Origin of the sequence: Paracoccus versutus (assembly GCF_029909795.1) — a bacterium.
Taxonomy (GTDB): domain Bacteria; phylum Pseudomonadota; class Alphaproteobacteria; order Rhodobacterales; family Rhodobacteraceae; genus Paracoccus; species Paracoccus versutus.
Map to the genome: position 1 here is coordinate 467,488 of NZ_CP038197.1, position 22,049 is coordinate 489,536.

Annotated in this window: 18 protein-coding genes; 7 read left to right on the forward strand and 11 right to left on the reverse strand. The window is 69.3% G+C overall.

From position 1 onward, the window contains the following. Positions 1 to 16: 16 nt before the first annotated feature. Entirely contained in the window at positions 17 to 697 is a 681-nt protein-coding gene (locus E3U25_RS13320) for a GntR family transcriptional regulator (protein ID WP_116222733.1), read from the reverse strand. A 321-nt stretch (positions 698 to 1,018) separates the two neighbouring features. Here E3U25_RS13320 and E3U25_RS13325 point away from each other — a divergent pair, with 321 nt between their 5' ends. Beyond that, positions 1,019 to 1,156, forward strand: coding sequence for a proline racemase family protein (locus tag E3U25_RS13325; protein ID WP_370362681.1), 138 nt, complete (start codon positions 1,019 to 1,021; stop codon positions 1,154 to 1,156). Between the two features lie 15 nt (positions 1,157 to 1,171). After that, positions 1,172 to 2,119 carry an ornithine cyclodeaminase family protein gene (locus E3U25_RS13330; RefSeq protein ID WP_116222735.1) on the forward strand — a complete coding sequence of 316 codons (948 nt, stop codon included), beginning with the start codon at positions 1,172 to 1,174 and terminating at the stop codon, positions 2,117 to 2,119. Positions 2,120 to 2,123: 4 nt separating this feature from the next. Here E3U25_RS13330 and E3U25_RS13335 read toward each other — a convergent pair whose 3' ends face one another. Then, positions 2,124 to 2,588 (reverse strand): Lrp/AsnC family transcriptional regulator, encoded by a 465-nt coding sequence (locus tag E3U25_RS13335; RefSeq protein WP_036759560.1) that lies wholly within the window; start codon positions 2,586 to 2,588, stop codon positions 2,124 to 2,126. Between the two features lie 109 nt (positions 2,589 to 2,697). Here E3U25_RS13335 and putA point away from each other — a divergent pair, with 109 nt between their 5' ends. Both putA and E3U25_RS13345 read left to right on the forward strand, forming a co-directional pair. Continuing rightward, on the forward strand, positions 2,698 to 6,117 hold the full coding sequence (gene putA / locus E3U25_RS13340; RefSeq protein ID WP_116222736.1) for a bifunctional proline dehydrogenase/L-glutamate gamma-semialdehyde dehydrogenase PutA: 3,420 nt from the start codon (positions 2,698 to 2,700) through the stop codon (positions 6,115 to 6,117). 63 nt (positions 6,118 to 6,180) lie between these two features. After that, complete coding sequence (locus E3U25_RS13345; RefSeq protein ID WP_116222737.1) at positions 6,181 to 7,590, forward strand: Glu/Leu/Phe/Val family dehydrogenase; 1,410 nt, start codon at positions 6,181 to 6,183, stop codon at positions 7,588 to 7,590. A gap of 344 nt (positions 7,591 to 7,934) precedes the next feature. On the opposite strand, the gene hpbD is transcribed toward E3U25_RS13345, so the two are convergent. The 3 genes from hpbD to E3U25_RS13360 all read right to left on the reverse strand — a co-directional run bounded on the left by hpbD (position 7,935) and on the right by E3U25_RS13360 (position 11,422). Continuing rightward, positions 7,935 to 9,044 (reverse strand): 4-hydroxyproline betaine 2-epimerase, encoded by a 1,110-nt coding sequence (gene hpbD / locus E3U25_RS13350; RefSeq protein ID WP_116222738.1) that lies wholly within the window; start codon positions 9,042 to 9,044, stop codon positions 7,935 to 7,937. 69 nt (positions 9,045 to 9,113) lie between these two features. Further along, the gene (locus tag E3U25_RS13355) at positions 9,114 to 10,181 is read right to left on the reverse strand and encodes an FAD-binding oxidoreductase (protein ID WP_072462712.1); all 1,068 of its coding nucleotides are present in this window, start codon (positions 10,179 to 10,181) and stop codon (positions 9,114 to 9,116) included. 2 nt (positions 10,182 to 10,183) lie between these two features. Then, positions 10,184 to 11,422 carry an aromatic ring-hydroxylating oxygenase subunit alpha gene (locus tag E3U25_RS13360; protein WP_116221257.1) on the reverse strand — a complete coding sequence of 413 codons (1,239 nt, stop codon included), beginning with the start codon at positions 11,420 to 11,422 and terminating at the stop codon, positions 10,184 to 10,186. A 115-nt stretch (positions 11,423 to 11,537) separates the two neighbouring features. On the opposite strand from E3U25_RS13360, the gene E3U25_RS13365 reads away from it, so the two are divergent. Next, positions 11,538 to 12,413 (forward strand): LysR family transcriptional regulator, encoded by an 876-nt coding sequence (locus E3U25_RS13365; protein ID WP_116222740.1) that lies wholly within the window; start codon positions 11,538 to 11,540, stop codon positions 12,411 to 12,413. Between the two features lie 6 nt (positions 12,414 to 12,419). Here E3U25_RS13365 and E3U25_RS13370 read toward each other — a convergent pair whose 3' ends face one another. The 6 genes from E3U25_RS13370 to E3U25_RS13395 all read right to left on the reverse strand — a co-directional run bounded on the left by E3U25_RS13370 (position 12,420) and on the right by E3U25_RS13395 (position 19,235). Continuing rightward, entirely contained in the window at positions 12,420 to 13,892 is a 1,473-nt protein-coding gene (locus tag E3U25_RS13370) for an FAD-dependent oxidoreductase (RefSeq protein WP_116222741.1), read from the reverse strand. Continuing rightward, positions 13,889 to 14,683, reverse strand: a complete 795-nt coding sequence (locus E3U25_RS13375) for a pyrroline-5-carboxylate reductase family protein (RefSeq protein ID WP_116222742.1) — start codon at positions 14,681 to 14,683, stop codon at positions 13,889 to 13,891. Before E3U25_RS13375 ends, E3U25_RS13370 begins: the two co-directional genes overlap by 4 nt. Beyond that, complete coding sequence (locus E3U25_RS13380) at positions 14,680 to 15,789, reverse strand: quaternary amine ABC transporter ATP-binding protein (protein WP_116222743.1); 1,110 nt, start codon at positions 15,787 to 15,789, stop codon at positions 14,680 to 14,682. The genes E3U25_RS13375 and E3U25_RS13380 overlap by 4 nt, the downstream gene beginning before the upstream one ends. Beyond that, entirely contained in the window at positions 15,782 to 16,669 is an 888-nt protein-coding gene (locus tag E3U25_RS13385; RefSeq protein WP_036761282.1) for an ABC transporter permease, read from the reverse strand. Before E3U25_RS13385 ends, E3U25_RS13380 begins: the two co-directional genes overlap by 8 nt. 824 nt (positions 16,670 to 17,493) lie before the next feature. Beyond that, a complete protein-coding gene (locus E3U25_RS13390) occupies positions 17,494 to 18,492 on the reverse strand; it encodes a glycine betaine ABC transporter substrate-binding protein (RefSeq protein ID WP_116222744.1) in 999 nt (332 codons plus the stop codon). A 101-nt stretch (positions 18,493 to 18,593) separates the two neighbouring features. After that, the gene (locus E3U25_RS13395) at positions 18,594 to 19,235 is read right to left on the reverse strand and encodes a TetR/AcrR family transcriptional regulator (RefSeq protein WP_036760664.1); all 642 of its coding nucleotides are present in this window, start codon (positions 19,233 to 19,235) and stop codon (positions 18,594 to 18,596) included. 148 nt (positions 19,236 to 19,383) lie between these two features. Between E3U25_RS13395 and hpbA the strand changes: the two genes are divergently transcribed. Both hpbA and E3U25_RS13405 read left to right on the forward strand, forming a co-directional pair. Beyond that, on the forward strand, positions 19,384 to 21,420 hold the full coding sequence (gene hpbA / locus E3U25_RS13400) for an N-methyl-L-proline N-demethylase HpbA (RefSeq protein ID WP_116222745.1): 2,037 nt from the start codon (positions 19,384 to 19,386) through the stop codon (positions 21,418 to 21,420). Then, positions 21,377 to 22,027: a dimethylsulfonioproprionate lyase family protein gene (locus E3U25_RS13405; RefSeq protein ID WP_116222746.1), complete on the forward strand. Its 651-nt coding sequence runs from the start codon at positions 21,377 to 21,379 to the stop codon at positions 22,025 to 22,027. The genes hpbA and E3U25_RS13405 overlap by 44 nt, the downstream gene beginning before the upstream one ends. The last annotated feature ends 22 nt before the right edge of the window (positions 22,028 to 22,049 follow it).

Below are 22,049 nucleotides of genomic sequence, written 5' to 3' on the forward strand. Positions count from 1 at the left end.
AGCCGTGCCGTGGGCGTCAGCTTGCGCCCTTGCCGGCCGGCAGGTGGTGCAGCAGCGAGGAACAGGCGCCCATGATATGGGCATAGACCAGCTCGCCCGCCCTTTCCGCATCGCCGGCCCGGCAGGCGGCAAGGATCTCGCGATGCTCGCGGTCGGCGGTGCCTTGCCCGTGCGACAGGGACAGCTGGATGCGCAGATAGCGTTCCAGCCGGTCGTTCACCGCGCGGATCGTGCCGACCAGGAACGGGCGCTGCGCATCCAGATAGAGGCGGCTGTGGAACTGCCAGTTCAGCGCCGACCATTGCGCCACATCGGTTTCCCCGGCGAAGGCGTCGCAGAAAGCCTGGGCCTCGGCAAAGGTTTCGGGCGTCATATGCGGCACCGACAGCCGGATGGCGTTCGATTCGAGGATGGCGCGGGTTTCGAAGATCTGGGCGATCTCGGGTTCGGAGACCGCGGTGACGATGGCGCCCTTGTTGCGCTGGAACTCGACCAAGCCTTCGGCCTCCAGCCGCTTCAGCGCCTCGCGCACCGGGATCTTGCTGACGTTGAACATCCTGGCGACATCGTCCTGGCGGATCGGCTCGCCCTCGTCCAGCGAGCCGTCGGCGATGGAATCGCGGATGAATTTCAGGATGATGTCCGAGGCGGTGGGCGCCTTGCCAAGGTTGGGAACCTCTGCGTCCTTGAATGGCATTCCCCTCTCCCGCAATTCCGCGGCCTCGGCCGCCCGCGAAAGATATGGTAGCCGATATTCGGCCGCAAGGGAGGGGCGCGCCCCAGCCGCTTGACAGGTCGGGGCGGAACCGGCAGGCTGGGTTTGGAATATGGTATACGAAATATAATCCCAAGCCCGTTCCCCGGATCGAGGAAAAGATGCGCAGCTCCAGACTCGTGCACGTCGTGTCCTGCCATGCGGAAGGCGAGGTCGGCGACGTCATCTTCGGCGGGGTGGCCCCGCCGCCCGGCGAGACGGTCCGGGACCGAGTTCCATTGCCGCATCGACGGCGAAACCGAGGTGAACGGCAGGCCGGCGATCAGCCCGACCATCTCGGGCCGCGCCTGGGTGGTGGGCACCCGGCAACTGATGGTCGATCCCGCCGACCCCTTCCAGGGCGGCTATCGCCTGTCGGATACCTGGCCGATGGGCATGTGACGGAGGCATGACACGATGACGGGCGCGAAGGTTCCGCAATTCCTGTCCTACGCGGCCGCGATCGGCCGGCTAAGGTGGCGCGATGCCGTCGAGGCGCTGCGGCAGGGCCATGCGCTGCCCCCGGCCGAGATCCGGGACGTGTTCCTGGGCCCGCCCACCGGCACGATGATGAGCCGCTCGGCCTTCATCGAGGGGCTGGGCTACGGGGCCAAGACCTTCACCGTCTGCGACGGCAATGCGGCCAAGGGGCTGCCCACGGTCCAGGGGGCGATGCTGGTCTTCGACAAGGATACGGGCGCGCTGCAGGCCATCGTGGACAGCCCGCTTGTGACCGAGATCAAGACCGCCGCCGATTCCGTCCTGGGCGCCAGCCTGCTGGCGCGGCCGGACAGCCGGCACCTGCTGGTCGTCGGCGCGGGCACGGTCGCTGCCAGCCTGGTCAGGGCCTATACAGCGGTGCTGCCGGGGATCGAGCGCGTCTCGGTCTGGTCGCGCCGGCCGGAACAGGCGCAGGCGCTGGTGGCCGGGCTGGGCGGCGTCGCAGCCGATCTCCAGCCGGTGCCGGACCTGCGCGCGGCGGTCGGGCAGGCCGACATCGTCTCGGCCGCCACCATGGCGCGGCAGCCGGTGATCCTGGGCGACTGGGTCCGGCCCGGCACCCATGTCGACCTGATCGGCGCCTTCAAGGCCGACATGCGCGAGGCCGACGATGCGCTGATGGCCAGGGCCGCGCTGTTCGTGGACAGCCGCGCGACCACGCTAGGCCATATCGGCGAGCTGACGATGCCCATCGCCTCGGGCGCGATCACGGCCGAAAGCGTGCTGGGCGACTTCTACGACCTGCTGCGCCCCGGTGCCCGCCGGCGCCGCTCGAATGACGAGATCACCGTGTTCAAGAACGGCGGCGGCGCGCATCTGGACCTGATGATCGCGTCCTGGATCGCGCGGGTGATGGCGGCGTAAGCGGTCAGCCCAGGCGGAAGTTCTGCTCGACCACCGCCTCCATCGAGACATGGCTCGAGGTGTTGCTGACATGGGGCAGGGTCGAGATCTTCTCGGCCAGGATGCGGCGGAAATCGGCCATGTCGCGCGAGCGGACCTTCATCAGGTAGTCGCAGCCGCCGGCGATCATGTAGCATTCCTCGACTTCGGGAATGGCGCGGACGGCGGCGTTGAACTGCTGCAGCGCATGTTCGCGGGTGTCGTTCATGCTGACCTCGACATAGGTCACATGGGTCAGGCCCAGCTTCAGGGGCGACAGGATGGCGCGATAGCCGGTGATCAGCCCGATCTCTTCCAGATGCCGGATGCGCTGCGCCACCGGGGTCTTGGACAGCCCGACCCGGCGCGCCAGTTCGGCGATGGGGATGCGCGCGTTCTGCGTCAGCTCCGCCAGGATCTTGCGGTCCTGCGTGTCCAGATCCGGGTCCATACTGAAAATCGCCTCGAATTTGTTCCATCGGCCTACCTGCTGGCCGATATTCAGGCGCACCGCCTGGCAGCCATCTGGTATTCCTGTCCTATCGAATAAGGAGATCGGCATGATACGTGTCAACCCCACCGAGCTTTCCGACGCGTTTTCCACCCAGGCGAAATTCGCCGACGAGGCGGAACTGCTGAACCGGCTGGTCGCGCAGGCCGCGCTGAGCCCCGAGGCCCGCGCCGCCATCACCGGTCGCGCCGCCGAGCTGGTGCGCCGCATCCGCGCCGAGGCCAAGCCGACGATGATGGAACATTTCCTGGCCGAATACGGCCTGTCCACGCGTGAAGGCGTGGCGCTGATGTGCCTGGCCGAGGCTATGCTGCGCGTCCCCGACCGCATGACCATCGACGCGCTGATCGAGGACAAGATCGCGCCCTCGGACTGGGGCCGGCACCTGGGCGAGGCGTCCTCGTCGCTGGTCAATGCCTCGACCTGGGCGCTGATGCTGACCGGCAAGGTGCTGGACGACGACCAGGGCGGCATCGCCGGCACCCTGCGCGGCGCCGTGCGGCGGCTGGGCGAGCCGGTGATCCGCGCCGCCGTCGGCCGGGCGATGAAGGAAATGGGCCGGCAGTTCGTGCTGGGCGAGACCATCCAGAAGGCGCTGGAGCGCGCCAGGCAGCGCGAGGCGCAGGGCTTTACCTACAGCTACGACATGCTGGGCGAGGCGGCGATGACCGGGCTCGACGCCGCGCGCTATGCCCGCGCCTATGCCGACGCCATCGCCGCCATCGCCAGGGCCTGCGACAAGGGCTCGGTCGAGATGAACCCCGGCATCTCGATCAAGCTTTCGGCGCTGCATCCGCGCTATGAGGTGGCGCAGGAAACCCGCGTCATGGCCGAGCTGGTGCCGGTGGTGCTGTCGCTGGCCCGCCAGGCCAAGGCCGCCGGCATGGGCATGAACATCGACGCCGAGGAACAGGACCGGCTGGTGATCTCGCTGAAGGTGATCGAGGCGGTGCTGTCGGACCCCTCGCTGGCCGGCTGGGACGGGTTCGGCGTGGTGGTGCAGGCTTACGGCAAGCGCGCGGGCCAGGTCATCGACTGGCTTTACACCACCGCCGAGCGGCTGGACCGGCGCATCATGGTGCGGCTGGTCAAGGGCGCCTATTGGGACACCGAGATCAAGCGTGCCCAGGTCGAGGGTTTCGACGGTTTCCCGCTGTTCACCAGCAAGGTCGCGACCGACGTCAGCTATATCGCCCATGCCCGCAAGCTGATCGGCTACGCCGACCGCATCTATCCGCAATTCGCCACCCATAACGCCCAGACCGTCGCGGCGATCCTGGAAATGGCCGGCGACATCCCCTTCGAGTTCCAGCGCCTGCATGGCATGGGCGAGCGGCTGCACGACATCGTGCTGCGCGACTATAACGGCCGCTGCCGCATCTATGCCCCGGTCGGCGCGCATCGCGACCTGCTGGCCTATCTGGTGCGGCGCCTGCTGGAGAATGGCGCGAACAGCAGCTTCGTGCATCAGATCGTGGACGAAACCGTCTCGCCCGAGGAGGTCGCGCGCGACCCGTTCGAGGCGCTGGCCGGCGCCCGTCCGCCAGCCGGGCTGGCCGCGCCCGCGGCGATCTTCGGCAAGGTCCGGCGCAATTCGCAGGGCTTCGACCTGAGCGACGAGGCGACGCTGGCCCGGATCGAGGCCGCCCGCAACGGCCCGGTGCCGGATGCCGCGCCGCTGACCGTCTCCGCCGGCTCGGGCACGCGGGTCGCGGTCGCGAACCCGGCCACGGGCGAGTTGGTCGCCCATGTGACCGAGGCCGATGCCGAGACCGTCGCCCGCGCCATCGACGACGCCCGGCCCTGGGACGCGCCCGCCGCCACCCGCGCCGCGGTGCTGCGCCGTGCAGCCGACCTCTACGAGGCGCATTTCGGCCCGATCTTCGCCGCCCTGGCGCGCGAGGCGGGCAAGACCCTGCCCGATTGCGTGGGCGAATTGCGCGAGGCCGCCGATTTCCTGCGCTATTACGCAGCCGAGGGCGAAGGGGCGACCGGCCGGCCGCGCGGGGTGATCGCGGCGATCAGCCCCTGGAACTTTCCGCTGGCGATCTTTACCGGCCAGATCGCCGCGGCGCTGATGGCGGGCAATGCCGTGCTGGCGAAGCCGGCCGAGCAGACGCCGCTGGTCGCCGCCATCGCCGTGCGGCTGCTGCACGAGGCCGGCGTTCCGGCCGGCGCGCTGCAGCTGCTGCCGGGGCAGGGCGGCACGGTGGGGGCGGCGCTGACCGCGGATTCGCGGATCAACGGCGTGGTCTTCACCGGCTCGACCGAGACGGCGCAGACCATCGCCCGCGCCATGGCCGAGCATATGGCCCCCGGCACGCCGCTGATCGCCGAGACCGGCGGGCTGAACGCGATGATCGTCGATTCCACCGCACTGCCGGAACAGGCGGTGCGCGACATCGTCGCCTCGGCCTTCCGCTCGGCCGGGCAGCGCTGCTCGGCGCTGCGCTGCCTTTACGTGCAGGAGGACATCGCCCCGCATCTGATCGCCATGATCAAGGGCGCCATGGACGAGCTGCGGCTGGGCGATCCCTGGCGGCTTTCGACCGATGTCGGCCCGGTGATCGACGCCGAGGCGCAGGCCGGCATCGAGCGCTACCTGGAGAGCAAGGCGAACCGCATCCTGCATCGCATCTGGGCACCGAAGCAGGGCCATTTCATCGCCCCCGTGCTGCTGCGGGTCGAGGGCATCGACGACCTGGAACGCGAGGTCTTCGGCCCGGTCCTGCATGTCGCGACCTTCCGTGCCGGCGAGCTGGAGCGCGTCGTCGCCGCTATCAACGCGCGCGGCTTCGGCCTGACCTTCGGGCTGCACACCCGCATCGATTCGCGCGTGCAGGAGGTATCGGACGCCATCCATGCCGGCAATATCTACGTCAACCGCAACCAGATCGGCGCCGTGGTGGGCAGCCAGCCCTTTGGCGGCGAGGGGCTGTCGGGCACCGGGCCGAAGGCGGGCGGCCCGCTTTACCTGCCGCGCTTCTTCGCGCCGGCCGAGCCCGCGGCCCCGGCGGGCGGCTGGCAGGGCCCGGCCGACGAGGCGCGGCTGCGCGGCGCGCTGTCCGCCACCGTCCCAACAAGGATCGAGGAGCGGCTGATGCCCGGCCCCACGGGCGAGTTGAACCGGCTTTCCGCGCATAGCCGGCCGCCGGTCCTCTGCCTCGGCCCCGGCCCGCAGGCGGTGGCGGCGCAGGTGGCGGCGGTCCAGGCGCTCGGTGGCCAGGCCGTCGGCGCCGAGGGCGAGTTGCCGCCCGAGGCGCTGACCCGGCTGCCGCAGCTTTCGGCGGTGCTGTGGTGGGGCGACGAGGCGCAGGGCCGCGCCTATGCCCGCGCGCTGGCTGGGCGTGCAGGCGCCATCGTGCCGCTGATCGGCGCCATGCCCGACCTCGCCCATGTCGCGCATGAACGCCACCTTTGCGTGGACACCACCGCCGCGGGCGGCAACGCCGCGCTGCTGGCCGGCTGAGATGACCGCAGGGGGCCCGCCGCGGCCCCCTGTTTTCCAGAAAGAGCCCGGAGGAGGCGTTCCATGAGCAATCAATCATTCCTGGCCGATGTGAACGAGATGTTCGACGTCGCGGCCTCGCGCTGCGACCTGCCCGAGGGGCTGGCCGAGAAGATCAAGGTTTGCAACGCGACCTATGTCACCCGCTTCGGCGTGCGGCTGCGCGGGCGCATGCATACCTTCACCGGCTGGCGCGCCGTGCATTCGACCCATAGCCGTCCGGCCAAGGGCGGCATCCGCTTTGCCCCCAACGCCGACCAGGACGAGGTCGAGGCGCTGGCGGCGCTGATGACCTACAAATGCGCGCTGGTGCGGCTGCCCTTCGGCGGCTCCAAGGGGGCGCTGAAGATCGACCCCGCCGACTGGACCGAGACCGAGCTGGAAAAGATCACCCGCCGCTTCGCGCAGGAGCTGATGGCGCATGAATTCCTCAGCTCGGCCGCCAACGTGCCGGCACCGGACATGGGCACGGGCGAGCTGAACATGATGTGGATCGCCGACGAATACCGCCGCGCCCGCCCGCAGGACATCAACGCGCTGGGTTGCGTCACCGGCAAGCCGGTCGGCGGCGGCGGCATCGAGGGCCGCACCGAGGCCACCGGCCGCGGCGTGCAATACGCGATCCGCGAATTCTTCCGCCATCCCGCCGACCGCGCCCGCGCCGGCTTCCAGTCCGAGATCCTGTCCGGCCTGACCTGCGTGGTGCAGGGCCTTGGAAACGTGGGCTTCCACGCCGCCAAGTTCCTGTCGCAGGAGGACGGGGTGCGCATCGTCACGGTGATCGAGCGGACGGGCGTGGTGCGCAACCCCGACGGCATCGACATCGACGCGCTCAAGGCGCATCTGGTCCAGACCGGCTCGGTCGAGGGCTTTGCCGGCGGCGCGGTCAGCCCGCCCGACATGGGGGCGCTGGCCGACGATTGCGACATCCTGATCCCCGCCGCGGCCGAGGGCGCGATCACGGGCGAAAATGCCGCCGCCATCAAGGCGGCGCTGATCGTCGAGGCCGCCAACGGCCCCACGACCAAGGCCGCCGACACCATCCTGCGCCAGGCCGGCAAGATCATCCTACCCGACCTCTTCGCCAATGCCGGCGGCGTGGTGGTGTCCTATTTCGAATGGGTGAAGAACCTCAGCCACATCCCCTTCGGCCTGATGGAACGGCGGCTGGAAGAGGACGAGCACCGGCTGCTTGCGCGCTCGCTCGAGCAGATGACCGGCCGGGACTTTCCCAGCGAGCATGCCCGCTTCCTGGAGGCGCGCAGCGAGATCGCGCTGGTCCGCTCGGGCCTCGACGACATCATGCGCGCCGCCTATCGCCGGATGAGCGCGCTGTGGAACCGCCCCGACGGCAGCTACCCGGACCTGCGCACCGCCGCCTATGTGCTGGCCATCGACGAGGTGGCACAGGCCTACAAGGCCATCGGGCTTTAGCCGCCGGGCCGGGGTGTCCATCGGCCCGGTCCTGCGGCCAAGGGGGAAACCGGCAGCGATAGGCGGCCGGTCCTTTCGCGCCCATACCGCCCGACCCGGCGAATGATCGTGGCCTTTGCGACAGAACCGGCAGGCGGCCGTATGAGCTGCTCGTGAAACCGCATTCAAGGCCATTGGGCTTGGCCACCGGGCTTAGGCATTCATCGGCCGGGCCTGTGGCCAATGGAGAAACCGGCCGCAATACGCGGCCGGTCCTTTCTCACGCATATCCCCCACCCGGCGAATGATCGTAGCCCTCGAGACATGACCGGCAGGTGGCCGCGCGCGTCGCTGGTGAAACCGCTTCAGGAAAAGAATGCAACCGGCGGGTTGAACAGGCTTTCTTCGGGAATGACCCCAAGGCCCGGACCCTTGGGCAGGTCGATATGGCCGCCCGTGATGCGGATGCCGTTCTCCGGGTCGTAGGGCTGCGCGATATAGGGCTGGGCGACCCAGACGCCCTCGTTCAGCCGCGGCTGGACGGTGGCGCCGACATGGGTGCAGGCAGCGGCGATGATGTCGCCGCCCCAGGCGTCGTCGCAGGTATGGGGCAGGGCGCGCGCCTCGCAGATGTCGCGGAACGCCGCCATCGGTTGCAGCCCGCCGATGCGCGTCACCTTCATGCCGAACCCGTCGCAGAGCCCCTGGCCGGCGGCGCGGATCACCGTGGACAGATCCTCGCCGCTCTCGTCCAGGTAGATGCCGTGCTGGACGCGGCCGCGAATGGCCGCGATCTCCTCCAGCGTGTTGCAGGGCTGTTCCAGCACGAAGGGGATCTCGGGGCATTCGCGGCTGAGCCGCAGCACGTCGCGGGCGGGCAGGCTGCGGTTGCCGTCCACCGCCAGCCGCGTGCCGGTGCCGCGGATGCGCTCCCAGACCTTGCGCACGGTCTCGATGTCGATCTCGACCGGGCGCGCGCCGATCTTGATCTGCAGGCGCGGGAAGCCCTCGGCGACCTTCTCGGCGGCGATGCGGGCGATCTCGTCGGGCTGGCCGATGCCGGTGGCGTAATAGGAGGGCAGGCGCTCGGCCGCGACGCCGCCCAGCAGGTCCGCCACGCGGACGCCGTAATGCTTGCCCATCAGGTCATGGGCGGCGATGTCGATGGCCGCCTTGGCGTAGTTATGCCCGCAAAGCAGCCCGTCCATGCGGCGGCGCAGGACCAGCGGCTGCAGCGGGTTCGCGCCGATCAGGCCCGGCGCCATCTCGGCCAGCGCGGCACGGGCGCCAAGCGCATGGCTGGGCGCATAGGTCGGGCCGACCGGGCAGGTCTCGCCCCAGCCCGCCAACCCGCTGTCGGCGACGATTTTGACCAGCGTGCTCTGCAGCGACCAGACCGTCGAGCTGGCGATGGTATAGGGCCCGTCCTTGACCGGCAGATCATGGGCATAGACGTGTATTTCGGCAATCTTCATGGCCTGTCCCTGTCATATTGCTTGTTGCTTGAGCGATGCGTTTCCGGGGACCGGCGGCCCCTGAACGCGTCACAGATCGATGGTAACGTTTCCGATGGGCCTTGAGCAGCAGGCGAGGATATAGCCCGCCTCGACATCCTCGTCGGTGATGCCGCCGTTGTGGACCATGTGGACCTGGCCCGAGAGCCTGAGCACCTGGCAGGTGCCGCAGATGCCCATGCCGCAGCCCGAGGGGATCGGGATGCCCGCCGCCCGCGCCGTGGCCAGGATGGTCTCGGTTTGCGCGCAGCGGGCGGTCTTGCCGGATGCGGCGAAGCTGACCTCGGCCAGCGCGTCCTCTTGCGGCACCACGTCCTCGGGCACCGCCTCGGCCTCGGCCGGCGGGGCGCCGAAGCTTTCCTGGTGATAGCGGGCCATGTCGTAGCCCAGCCCGTGCAGGATGTCGCGCACCGCCTGCATGAAGGGCTCGGGGCCGCAGCAATAGACGTCGCGCTCCAGGTAGTCGGGCGCGACCAGGCCCAGCACCAGCTGGTTGACCATGCCGCGATAGCCGGTCCAGGGCCGATAGGGGTCGGGTTCCTCGACGATCCATTTCAGGTCGATGCCGGCGACGCGCGTCGCCATGTGCTCCAGCCGCTCGCGGAAGATGATCTCGGAGGGGCGGCGGGCGCAGTTGACGAAGACGATGTCCGGCGCCCGCCCGGAATCGTAAAGGAAGGTCGTCATCGACATCATCGGCGTGATGCCCGATCCGGCCGAGATGAACAGGTATTTCGCGGCCGGATCCCGCATCATCGAGAACTTGCCCGCCGGTCCCCTGGCGCGGATGCGCATCCCCGGCCGCAGGTGGTCGAACATCCAGCGCGTGCCGATGGAATCCCTTTGCGCCTTGACCGTCACCGTCAGCGAGGTCGGCCGCGAGGGCGAGGACGAGATGGTATAGGTGCGATGCAGCGGCCCGCCGGGCAGGGGCAGCTCCAGCGTCAGGAACTGCCCCGGCTCATGGCTGAAGAGCGCGCCCGAGGGGCTGCGGAAGCAGAAGGTCATCACCTCCGGCGCCTCGGGCAGGAACGAGACGCATTCCAGCTCCTCGGCGTCGGTCCAGAAGGCCAGCGTCGGTTTCAGTGCTGCGTTCATCGTCACTCGGCCGCCATGCGGCTGGGGCCGAGCGCACGCTCCATGGCATCCGCATACCAGTCCACGAACTGGATGACGCCGCTTTCCCAATAGTCCGAATAGGGACCGGGGACGAAGGCGGGCGTGCTGACGCCAAGCTGGTTGGTCTCGACCACTTCGCGATCCTCGTCATTGGTGGCGATCCAGACCTCGGTCAGGCGCTTGAGGTCGTAGTCCACCCCCTCGACCGCATCCTTGTGCACCAGCCAGGTGGTGGTCACTTCGGTCTCGGTCGGGCTGATCGGCATCACCCGGAAGGTCAGCGAGTGATCGGGCAGGAAATGGTTCCAGGTGGTCGGGTAGTGGAACACCATCAGCGGGCCGGCGTCGGCAAAGGGCACCCGGCCCAGGTTCTTTTGCACCGCGACCTTGCCATCCATGGTATAGCTGACCGCATCGCCTTCCAGCGGGGCGCGGGTCAGGCGGAACTGGCCGTGCTCGCCCAGGTAGAACTGCGCGGGTGCGCCCGCGGCGGTGCAGCGGTCGAAATGCGCCTGCAGTTTTTCCGAGACGCTGCCGTCGGGCATGATGCCGGACATTTCCGGGTCCAGCGGGAAGGATCGGCACAGCGACGGATGGTTCGCGCTGCAATGATAGCATTCGCGGTTGTTTTCCCACACCAGCTTCCAGTTGCCCTTCTCGATGATCGAGGAGGTATAGGCCACCTTGGCGTCGCCGAGGTCGTGCACGTCCAGATAAGGCGCCGCCTTTTGCGCGAATGTTTCGAAGTTCGGCGGGTTCTCGGCCAGGCAGATATAGACCAGGCCACCGACCTCGCGCAGATGGACGCTGCGCAGCCCGTGCTGCGAGGGGTCGAAATCGGCATTCATCTTGTCGGCCCAGACCAGCCGGCCGTCGAGGTCGTAGGTCCAGGAGTGATAGGGGCAGACCAGCTTGGCCACCTGGCCCTCGCGGGCCTTGCAGACGATCGAGCCGCGGTGCCGGCAGGAGTTGTGGAAGGCGCGGATCTCGCCGTCTCGGCCCTTGACGATGATGACGTTGTAATCGCCGATCTTCAGGGTGACGTAGCTGCCCGCCCTGGCCAGCTGGCAGGCCGGGATGGCATAGAGCCATTCGCGATACCAGATATTCTCCAGGTCGAGCTGATAGATCTCGGCCGAGGTGTAGAAGGGCTGTTCCAGCGCATGTCCGGGCCGGCGGCGCGCAAGCAGGTCATGGATGTTCGGTTGGGTGGCTGTCATTGTCGGCTTCCACGCTGAGGTTGAACTGGCCTAATATTCCGCCGACTCGTTTCCCATTGACAACGGCATAAAAATTCATCCTGGATTAGGTGAAGTAACCTGAATACGGCCCGGCATGCCCAATCCCCATGACTTCGCCTCGATGACCGCGCTGATCTGCTTCGAGGCGGCGGCCCGCAACATGAGCTTCAAGGCCGCCGCGCAGGAGATGAACGTCACCCCCGCCGCGATCAGCCACCAGGTCAAGGCGCTGGAGCAGAACCTGGGCTGCGCGCTGTTCATCCGCCGGCACCGCGGGGTCGAGCTGACCGAGAAGGGCGCCTTCCTGCTGGTTGCGCTGCAACGCGGCTTCGAGACGATCTCGGACGCCGTCAGCCGGCTGCGCGACCGGCCCGATGCCGTGGACGTGACCATCCGCACCACCACGGCGGTCAGCGCCTTGTGGCTGACCCCCAAGATCACCGCCTTCTGGAAGATCCACCCCGGCATCACCGTCTCGCAGATCATCAGCGACGTGGCCACGGCGGCCAGCCGGCACGACCTGCACATCGGCTATGCGGTTCCCGGCGATGACGGCGACGAATGGCGGGAAATCTTCCGCGACCGCATCCTGGCCTATGGCACGCCGCATTTCGCCAGGGAACACGGCATCCGGGGAATCAAGGATCTGCTGCGCGCGCCGCTGGTCCACATGAACGACGACCACAATGCCTGGACAGGCTGGGCCGACTGGTTTCGCGAGCTCGGCCATCCGCCGCCCTCCGGGCGCAGCCTGTTTGTCAACAACCACATGATCGCCCTGCAGGCGGCCGAGGACGATGTCGGCGCGGTGCTGGGCTGGGAGGGGCTGATGGCCCGCGTCCTGCAAGCCGGCCGCCTGGTCAGCCTGGTGCCCGAGAGCATCCCCTCGCCCGCCGCCTTCTCGCTCAGGATCAATCCCCGCGCCTCCGCAAGGGCAAGGCTGTTCGCAGACTGGCTGGCGGCGGGCTGAGCCGGGTCAGGGCTGGCGATAGACCCGGGCCGTGTCCTCCTCGAAATGGCGCAACTCGTCCTGCCGGCGGGCCTCGGACCAGCCCAGGCTGGCGGCGGCGATGCGTGACAGCGCCTCGGCACGGGCCCGGCCCAGGTCGGGCTCCAGCCCGTCGGGCAGCCGCCGGCGGATCAGGTCGGCAAGCCGCACCACATGTTCGGCGGCAGCCATCTGGCCGATGCCCTGGTCCTGCGGCGGCGAAATGATCCCTTCCGGCGCCGGGCCGCGTTTGCCCAGGCGCCTTTCGACGCGGCGCGCCACCTGCCGCGCCGCGTGGCGATGCAGCATGATGGTCGAGCCGGTGACGGCCAGCAGGCCGGGCATCGCGGGGTCTTCGGCCACCTCAACCGGCAGGCTGGTGGTGCGGCCGTCGCGGGTCGAGGTCGGCCGCACCCCGCACCAGCAATGCAGCACGTCGGCGCGCGTCAGCTGCAGGCCAAGGAACAGGTGGTTGGCCTCGCCCAGGATATAGTCGACCTCGGCCTCCTCGACGCGGATGTCGTCGGGGTTGGCGGTGACTTCGGTCTCGGTCGGGCCGATGAAGTGGAAATCGCGCCAGGGAAAGACGTAATAGGGCTCGCCCTTGCGGGAAAAGGCTTCCAGCCCCTGGCCGCGGAACGCCTCGGGCAGGCGCACCATGACGTTGACGCCCTTGATGCCGATCACCCGGCGCCGGCCCGAGCCGCCGCCCGGCACCCGGTCGATCCAGGGGCCGGCGGCGTTCACCACCATGCGGGCGCGGACCTGCGCCCGGCCATGCATCTCGGGCGCGCGTTCCTCCAGCGTGACCAGCCAGCCCTCGCCGTCGCGCGCAATCGCCGTCACCTCGGCATAGGTGCGGATGGTGGCGCCGCGCCGCTCGGCATCCAGGGCGGTATCGACGCAGATGCGCTCGGGCCAGGCATACATGTATTCCTCGAACACGCTCACGCCGCGCAGCGGTCCGCCCAGGGCCGCGGCCATGGCGCTGTCCGCGGCCGCCTGCGCCGGGGCGAGGCGGCGATAGGCCAGCGGCACCCGCCAGCCGTCCAGCGCCTCGACCAGGCGAAAGCCCAGGTCGACCAGCCAGGGCGGATAGCGGTCGCCCCTGCGGAACGGGTAGTGGAAGCGATGTTTCGTCAGGTGGCCCGGCATGTCGCGCACCAGCTCGGCCCGGCAGCGCATGACCTCGCGGGTATAAAGCAGCCGCCGGATCATGTCGGCGGGCCGGAAGGGCATCTGCCACAAGGGATAGCGCGCGGCGAGATAGCCGAGCCCGGAATAGAGCATCCGGCTGGAACGCGACGAGGTTCCTGCGCCGAAGTCTGCCCGATCCACCAGCAGGGTGCGAAAGCCGCGTGCTGCGAGTTGGCGTGCGGTGGCGCAGCCGACGGCTCCGGCGCCGATGACGATGGTGTCGTAGTCGGTGTCGTGGAGGGTTTCGATCGTCTTGCGGGTCATGTGGGGGCCGTGGTCTGCGTCATGGTCCGGGCCTTTTCGGTTGCGGCGGCGAGGGCGGTCTCGATGGCTTGGGGGAAGCCTGCGGCCTCGGCGGCATCGAGGCCGGCGGCGGTGGTGCCGCGATAGGCGCGGTAGGCGGCGAGCAGGGCGGGGGCCTCGGTGATGCGGTCTTCCAGCAGCCGGGCGCCGCCGACCACCGCCGCCTCGGCCGCGCGCCAGGCGATGGCCTCGGGGATGCCGCGCGCGCGCATGAAAGCGGCCATCGCCGTGGCCATCAGCGCCGGATAGGCCGCGCCCGAGCCGGGCAGGGCGGTCATCAGGTCGATTTGCGCCTCGGTCTCCAGCTCGTCGGTGCTGCCGATGGCCGAGAGCAGGCGGCGCACCGTGGCGCGGTCGGCGGCGGTCACGCCGGGCCCGGCCCAGAAGGGCGAATAGGAGGCGCCGATCTCGGCCGCGGCATTGGGCATTGCCCGCACGATCCGGCCGCCGCAGCACGCCAGCGTGGCTGCCCCGATCCCGGCCATGAAGGACAGGACCAGCCGGCCCGCGGCGCGCAGGTCCAGCCCCGGCCAGTCCTCGGGCCGCACCGAGACCACGATCACGTCGCTTTGCGCCGCCAGCTCGGCCGCGTTGCGCGCCCATGTCACGTTGGCATGGCCGTGGTAGTTGGTCTGCGGGGCGCTGCGATTGAGCAGCACCAGCTCGCCCGGCGCCAGGATGCCGCGCGCGAGCAGCCCCGCGCCGAGCGCCGAGCCGAGCCAGCCGGTGGCGCCGATCAGGCCGACCCTCATGCCTGCCGCCCGTCATGCTGCCCGTCATGCTGCCCGTCATGCTGGCCGCCATGCTGGCCGGTATAGGCGTTGATCGCGGCCTGGAAGGGGATGACGCCGATGGCCCGGCCCTGGGGATCCTGGACCCGCAGCGCCTGCAGCCGGCTGGCGGCCATCTGCTGCAGCGCCTCGGCGATGCTGGCCTCGGGGGCGATGGCGGCCTCGGGCAGGGCGGCGTCGGGCAGGGCGGCTTCGGGGGCGTCGAAACCGTGCCGGGCCTGCATCACCGCGCCGACCTTCAGCACCTTGCCGCGGTCGACATGCTGGACGAAATTCGCCACGTAATCGTCGGCCGGGCGCAGCACGATGTCCTGCGCCGTGCCCTGCTGGATCACCGAGCCGTCGCGCAGAAGCGCGATGCGGTCGCCGATGCGCAGCGCCTCGTCGAGGTCGTGGGTGATGAAGACGATGGTCTTCTTCACCTCCTGCTGCAGGTCCAAGAGCACCGTCTGCATGTCGTAGCGGATCAGCGGGTCGAGCGCCGAATAGGCCTCGTCCATGAGCAGGATCGGCGCGTCGTTGGCCAGCGCGCGCGCCAGGCCCACCCGCTGCTGCATGCCGCCCGAAAGCTGGCTCGGATAGCTCTTCTCGAAGCCCGAAAGCCCGACCCGCTCGATCCAGCGCATGGCGGTGCGGTAGCGCTCGGCCTGCGGGATGCCCTGCACCTCGAGGCCATAGGCGGCATTGTCGAGCACGGTGCGATGCGGCAGCAGGCCGAATTTCTGGAACACCATCGCGGTCTTGTGGCGGCGGAACGCGCGCAGCTCCGCCTGCGACATGGCGACGACGTTGCGGCCCTCGATCACGATCTCGCCGGCGGTGGGCTCGATCAGCCGGTTGATGTGGCGGATCAGCGTCGACTTGCCCGATCCCGACAGGCCCATGATGACCTGGATGCTGCCCGGCGCGACCTGGATGTTGATGTCGCTCAGCCCCAGGACGTGCTGGTGGCGGGCCTGCAGCTCGGCCTTGGTCATGCCGGCGCGGACGGCCGCGACATGCGCCTCGGGATTGGCGCCGAAGATCTTGTAGAGGTTCTTGATCTCGATGCCGATCGGATCAGTCATGGCTGGCCTCCTGGTGTTTTTGCAGCCGCTTGCCCCAGGCCTGGCTGATGCGGTCGAAGAGGATGGCGATGCCGACGATGGCGAAGCCGTTGAAGAGCCCGAGCGTGAAATACTGGTTCGAGATCGCGCGCAGCACCGGCTGGCCCAGCCCCTGCACCCCGATCATCGAGGCGATCACCACCATGGCCAGCGCCATCATGATGGTCTGGTTGATGCCGGCCATGATCGTGGGCAGCGCCAGCGGCAGCTGCGCCTTGACCAGCTTCTGCCAGGCCGAGGAGCCGAAGGCGTCGGTCGCCTCCAGCACCTCGCGGTCGACCTGGCGGATGCCGAGGTTGGTCAGCCGGATCATCGGCGGGATGGCATAGATCACCACCGCGATCAGGCCGGGCACCCGGCCGATGCCCAGCAGCATCACCACCGGGATCAGGTAGACGAAGCTGGGCATGGTCTGCATGATGTCGAGGATCGGGCTGATGATGCGCTGCACCCGCTGCGAGCGCGCCATCAGGATGCCGAGCGGCAGGCCGATGGCGATGGACAAAAGCGTCGCGGCCAGCACCATGGAGATGGTCTTCATGGTGTCGTCCCACATGCCGAAGAGCCCGATCAGCACCAGGGTCAGCACGGAGCCGATCACCACGCGCAGGCTGCGGCTGGCGCCCCAGGCCAGGGCGGCGACGACGGCCAGGACGAGCAGCCAGGGGGTGCCCAGAAGCAATCGCTCGAACCAGATCAGCATGGTCTGCAGCGGGCTGAAGAGGCCCTCGATCATGTCGCCGTGGCTGCGGGTGAAGCTGCGAAAGCCGTCGTCGATGACGCGCTGCAACTCGCGCAGCCAGGCGCTTTTCAATTGGGGGAAGGAGGTGAGCCAGGTCATGGGATCCTCGCGCATGGGGCTGGGGGCCGGCCTGGGCGGCCGGGACCGGGAAAGGGTGGCGGCATCGGGCCGGACCGGGGTCGGGGCGGTCCCGCGGACCGGCCCGGAGGCCGGACCGAGGGGTGGTCAGGGCCCGACCCGAGAGCCGGACCGAAGGGGTGTCAGGGCCCGGACCCGAGCGCCGGCTGGGCCAGGGACCGGAACCGGGAGCCGGAGCGGGCCCCCGAGCCGAGAGCCGGAGCGGGGCCAGTCCTGGGCCGAAACCGAAGCCCGAGCGGGTCCGCAGGCCCGAGAGCCGGAGTGGGGTCAGGCCTGGGCCAGACCTGGGTCCGACCTGGGCCGGAACCGGAGCCGGAGCCGGCCCGACGGGCAGCCAGGGCCCGGACCGAGAGCCGGACCGCGACCGCGGGCCCGAGAGCCGGAGTCTCGCCAGACCAAGACCGGACCGGAGAACCGGCTGGGCCAGGCCAGGGCCCGGACCCGAGCGCCGGCTGGGCCAGGGACCGGAACCGGGAGCGGGTCCGCGGGCCCGAAAGCCGCTCCGCGGGGCCAGGCCTGGGCCAGACCTGGGTCCGACCTGGGCCGGAACCGGAACCGGAGCCGGCCCGACGGGCAGCCAGGGCCCAGACCGAAGCCGGACCGCGACCGCGGGCCCGAGAGCCGAGAACTGGAGCCTCGCCAGACCAAGGCCGGACCGCAGAACCGGCTGGGCCAAGGCCCGGACCGGAAAGCCGGACCGACGGGCAGCCCGGCCCGGACCCGAGAGCCGGAGGGCGGGCCGGGGCGGACTTTCGGCCCACCCAGCCCGGCCGCGGGGCGCGCGGTCAGAGCGCGGCCTTGATCCTTTCGGCCGCCTCGGGCGTGACCCATTCGGTCCACGTCGCCTCGTTCTCGCGCAGGAACTGCCGCGCGCCCTCCTCGCCCTGCGCCTGGTTCTCGGTCATCCAGGCCATCAGCGCGTTCACCGTCGCATTCGTCCAGCTCCGCTTGGAAAGATAGTCCATCACCTCGGGCGGGGCGCTGTCGGCGAAGCGCTTGGCGACGACGGTCTGCACCTTGTCGGCCGGCCAGTCGTTCTTCCTGGGCTCGGCGCAATCGGCGTTCGAGGTGCAGTTCTGCCATTCGTCCCTGTCGAGCGCCACGCCGTGCTCCAGCTTGACCATCTCGTAGCGGCCCAGCAGCGCGGTCGGCGCCCAGTAATAGCCGACCCAGCCCTGCTGGCGTTCATAGGCGCGCGCGATCGAGCCGTCGAGCCCGGCGGCCGAGCCGGTGTCGACCAGGTTGAAGCCCGCCGCCTGGGCGCCGAAGGCCTTGTAGAGCTGGCTGGTGATCACCGTGCCGCCCCAGCCGGCCGGGCCGTTGAAGATGGCGCCCTTCGCGGGATCCTCGGGATCGGGGAAGAGGTCGGGGCGCTTGAGCACGTCCTCGATGGTCTTCAGCTCGGGGTTGGCCTCGGCGAGGTATTTCGGGATCCACCAGCCCTGCACGGCGCCGTCGCTGAGGATGTCGCCGGTGACGACGATCCGGTCCTCGGCCAGGCCGGACCGGATGACTTCGGGCACCAGGTCGACCCAGCCCTCGGGGGCGATCTCGGGCTGGCCCTTCTCGACCATCGAGGTCAGCGTCGGCACCGTGTCGCCCTGGATCACCTCGGCGCTGCAGCCGTAGCCCTCGTTGAGGATGAAGGCATCCAGCGCCGCCGCAAGCTCGGCGCTCTGCCAGTTCATGCTGGCAATCGTCGGACTGCCGCAATCCGCCCAGGCCGCACCCGAAAAGCCCACAAGCAAAAGCGCCGCACCGCAGGAAACAAACCGTCTTCCCATTCTCTTTCTCCCTGACGCGAACATGGCCCCCAAACCCCAGCCGTCGCGCAAACCGGGGGCTGGAAGGGGCGCGCGCGCCCCTTATCGGTGACGGACCGCTCTTATGACGGCGGGTTGGCCGAGCTTTTCACCCGAGCATTGAAGCGCGCGATCTCGCGCGGCTCGGCAGCCTGCCCGGTATAGATTTCGACATAGGTGGGGATGCGCGCGAGCCGGGTATCCACCTCTTCCTGCGCGCGCATCGAGATATAGCCGATCTGGGTCAGGTAGATGGTGCGCGCCCGGACGTCGGCGCCCTGTTCCTGGTGGCCCCAGCGCATCAGCATCTCGCGCAGGGCCGACAGCCGGGTTTCGTCCGCGGCGGCGACGCGGGCGCCGACCTTGTCGTCCTGCAAGGCCCAGCTGCGCACGGCGAATTCCAGCTTGCTGTCGAAGATGCCGCAAAGAAAGCAGGCCAGCACGTTCAGCATCGCCTCGGCCGGGCTCTCGGCATATTCCTGCGTCGCGCGGACCAGCGGCGCGGTCGTCCTTTCCTCCCAGCCGTCGATCAGCGCGGTCAGCAGCGCCTCGCGATCCTCGAAGAACCAGTAGAAGCTGGTGCGGGACAGGTTCAGATGCTTGGCCAGGGGCTGGATCTTGACCGCGTCGATGCCGCCGTCGATCAGCGCCTGATAGCCGGTTTCAAGCCAGCCCTCGCGCGACCCGCGCCATCCAGTTTCAGCCGTTGCTGCACGATTTCTCATGTCCCAGCCCTAGCCCGCCCCGCGATTCGCTGCAAGGAAAAATGTCCTGGAATGATCCCGTCATGTTCATGTTTGATTTTTTAATTGACGCAGATGAACATTACTTTGATCCTGAGATGCGACTCCCCACCTTTCACAGGCAGATCCGATGTCGAACGATCCCCTCCTGCAGCCCTATCGGCTGAAGCACCTGACGCTTCGCAACCGCATCATGATCACCAGCCACGAGCCGGCCTATCCCGAGGACGGCATGCCCAAGGACCGCTACCGCGCCTATCACGTCGAGCGCGCCAGGGCCGGCGTGGCGCTGACCATGACCGCGGGCTCGGCCTCGGTCTCGCGCGACAGCCCGCCGGTGTTCAACAACATCCTGGCCTGGAAGGACGAGGTGGTCGGCTGGATGAAGAAGCTGGCCGACGAATGCCACGACCACGGTTGCGCGGTGATGATCCAGCTGACCCACCTGGGCCGGCGCACGCGCTGGGACAAGGCCGACTGGCTGCCGGTGATCTCGCCGGGGCATGAGCGCGAGGCGGCCCACCGCGCCTTTCCCAAGAAGATGGAGGACTGGGACATCGAACGGGTCATCGGCGACTATGTCGATGCGGCCGAGCGGATGAAGGCGGCGGGGCTGGACGGGATCGAGATCCAGGCCTACGGCCACCTGATGGACCAGTTCTGGTCGCCGCTGACCAACGACCTGGACGGGCCCTATGGCGGCAGCCTGGACAACCGGCTGCGCTTCACCTTCGACGTGCTGCGCGGCATCCGCGAACGCTGCGGCGAGGATTTCATCCTGGGCGTGCGCTATACCGGCGACGAGGACCTGCCCGGCGGGCTGACCGCCGAGGACGGGATCGAGATCTCGCGCCGGCTGAAGGACAGCGGGCTCGTGGATTTCCTGAACGTGGTCAAGGGCCATATCGACACCGATGCGGGCATCACCGACACCATCCCGATCCAGGGCATGAGGAACGCCCCGCACCTGGAATTCGCGGGCGCCATCCGCAGGGCCACGAATTTCCCCACCTTCCACGCGGCCAAGATCCCCGACGTGCCGACCGCGCGCCATGCCATCGCCGCCGGGCTCTTGGACATGGTCGGCATGACGCGGGCGCATATGGCCGACCCGCACCTGGTCCGCAAGGTGATCGAGGGGCGCGAGGACGACATCCGCCCCTGCGTCGGCGCGAACTACTGCCTCGACCGCATCTACCAGGGCGGCATGGCCTTCTGCCTGCACAATGCCGCGACCGGGCGCGAAGAGACCATGCCCCACGCCATCCCCGCCGCGCCGGTCAAGAAGCGCATCACCATCGTCGGCGCCGGTCCGGGGGGCATGGAGGCCGCCCGCGTCGCCGCCGAGCGCGGCCATGCGGTGACGGTCTTCGAGGCCGCCGACCAGCCCGGCGGCCAGATCCGCCTGACCGCGCAGGACGAGCGCCGGCGCGAGATGATCTCGATCATCGCCTGGCGGCAGGCGATGTGCGACAAGCACGGCGTCCAGTTCCGCTTCAACACCTTCGCCGAGATGGAGGATGTGCTGGCCACCGAGCCGGACGAGGTCGTCATCGCCACCGGCGGCCTGCCGCATACCGAGGTGCTGGAGCAGGGCAACGACCTTGTCTGTTCCGCCTGGGACATCCTGTCGGGCGACGTGAAGCCGGGCCGCAACGTGCTGATCTTCGACGACGCGGGCGACCATGCGGCGCTGCAGGCCGCCGACCTGATCTCGGCCACCGGCGCCGCGGTCGAGATCGTGACTCCGGACCGCAGCTTCTCGCCCGAGGTGATGGCGATGAACCTGGTGCCCTATATGCGCAACCTGCAAAAGCGCGACACCACCTTCACCGTCACCTGGCGGCTCATGTCGGTGGCGCGCGAGGGCAACCAGCTGCGTGCGCGCCTGGGCAGCGATTACGGCGATTTCACCCGTGAGCGCATCGTCGATCAGGTCGTCGTCAACCATGGCACAAGGCCGCTGGACGACCTGTATTTCGAGCTGAAGCCGCTGGCCTCGAACCTGGGCGAGGTCGATTACGAGGCCCTGACCACCGGCGGGTTGCAAGAGGTCCGCAAGAACCCCGAGGGCCGCTTCCGCCTTTACCGCATCGGCGACGCGGTGGCGGCGCGCAACACCCATGCGGCGATCTACGACGCGCTGCGGCTGGTCAAGGATCTGTGAGGCGAGGCATCCGGCCGCGACCGGCTTCGCGGCGCGGCCGGAAGATGGCGACAGCGACGGGGGATATCAGCATGGCACGAGCCCAAGCCCTGCGGGACTTTCGCGATCCGGCCCTGCCGGCGATTCAGGCATCCGCATCGCTCTGCCGCATCGCCGGGGCGCTTGGGGCCGAGGGCCAGGCCGGCGCCGGCCCGGCAGCGCAGCCGGCCCGCAGCTGGCTGGCGCCGGCGCGGGACCACCCGTTGCCAAGGCGGACCTGGCCGTCCTCCGGGCGCTGTCGCCGCTGCTGTGCTGGCGCCGGCGCAACGGCGCCCCCAACGCCAGCGCGAATGTCGCGGACAGCCCCGCCAATGCCATGCGGCTGCGCCCCGGCAGCATCGACGAGCGCTGCGGCCTGTGGCCGGGCCTCGGCCTGGTCGCCCCGCACACGCGCCATCCCGACCACCGGCACGCGCCCGAGGAGACCTACCCGGTCCTCTCGCCCGGCCAGTTCCGCAAGGACGGCTGGGGCCGGGTCCGGCCGGGCGGCGGCTTCTTCGTCCCCCCGAACGCCCCCCGCGTCCTGCGATCGGGCGGGCAGCCCCTGTTCGCGGTCCGGGCCGGGTGACGTCGCAGGGCGGGCACGGTCC

Excerpts from the sequence above, each read along its gene's own strand:
- E3U25_RS13375 (WP_116222742.1), bottom strand. The coding sequence starts at position 14,683 with ATGAGGGTCGGCCTGATCGGCGCCACCGGCTGGCTCGGCTCGGCGCTC.
- E3U25_RS13405 (WP_116222746.1), top strand. The coding sequence starts at position 21,377 with ATGCGGCGATCTACGACGCGCTGCGGCTGGTCAAGGATCTGTGAGGCG.
- E3U25_RS13390 (WP_116222744.1), bottom strand. The coding sequence starts at position 18,492 with ATGGGAAGACGGTTTGTTTCCTGCGGTGCGGCGCTTTTGCTTGTGGGC.
- E3U25_RS13335 (WP_036759560.1), bottom strand. The coding sequence starts at position 2,588 with ATGGACCCGGATCTGGACACGCAGGACCGCAAGATCCTGGCGGAGCTG.
- hpbD (WP_116222738.1), bottom strand. The coding sequence starts at position 9,044 with ATGAAGATTGCCGAAATACACGTCTATGCCCATGATCTGCCGGTCAAG.
- E3U25_RS13320 (WP_116222733.1), bottom strand. The coding sequence starts at position 697 with ATGCCATTCAAGGACGCAGAGGTTCCCAACCTTGGCAAGGCGCCCACC.
- hpbA (WP_116222745.1), top strand. The coding sequence starts at position 19,384 with ATGTCGAACGATCCCCTCCTGCAGCCCTATCGGCTGAAGCACCTGACG.
- E3U25_RS13355 (WP_072462712.1), bottom strand. The coding sequence starts at position 10,181 with ATGAACGCAGCACTGAAACCGACGCTGGCCTTCTGGACCGACGCCGAG.
- E3U25_RS13370 (WP_116222741.1), bottom strand. The coding sequence starts at position 13,892 with ATGACCCGCAAGACGATCGAAACCCTCCACGACACCGACTACGACACC.
- E3U25_RS13380 (WP_116222743.1), bottom strand. The coding sequence starts at position 15,789 with ATGACTGATCCGATCGGCATCGAGATCAAGAACCTCTACAAGATCTTC.
- E3U25_RS13360 (WP_116221257.1), bottom strand. The coding sequence starts at position 11,422 with ATGACAGCCACCCAACCGAACATCCATGACCTGCTTGCGCGCCGCCGG.
- E3U25_RS13330 (WP_116222735.1), top strand. The coding sequence starts at position 1,172 with ATGACGGGCGCGAAGGTTCCGCAATTCCTGTCCTACGCGGCCGCGATC.
- E3U25_RS13395 (WP_036760664.1), bottom strand. The coding sequence starts at position 19,235 with ATGAGAAATCGTGCAGCAACGGCTGAAACTGGATGGCGCGGGTCGCGC.
- putA (WP_116222736.1), top strand. The coding sequence starts at position 2,698 with ATGATACGTGTCAACCCCACCGAGCTTTCCGACGCGTTTTCCACCCAG.
- E3U25_RS13345 (WP_116222737.1), top strand. The coding sequence starts at position 6,181 with ATGAGCAATCAATCATTCCTGGCCGATGTGAACGAGATGTTCGACGTC.
- E3U25_RS13365 (WP_116222740.1), top strand. The coding sequence starts at position 11,538 with ATGCCCAATCCCCATGACTTCGCCTCGATGACCGCGCTGATCTGCTTC.
- E3U25_RS13385 (WP_036761282.1), bottom strand. The coding sequence starts at position 16,669 with ATGACCTGGCTCACCTCCTTCCCCCAATTGAAAAGCGCCTGGCTGCGC.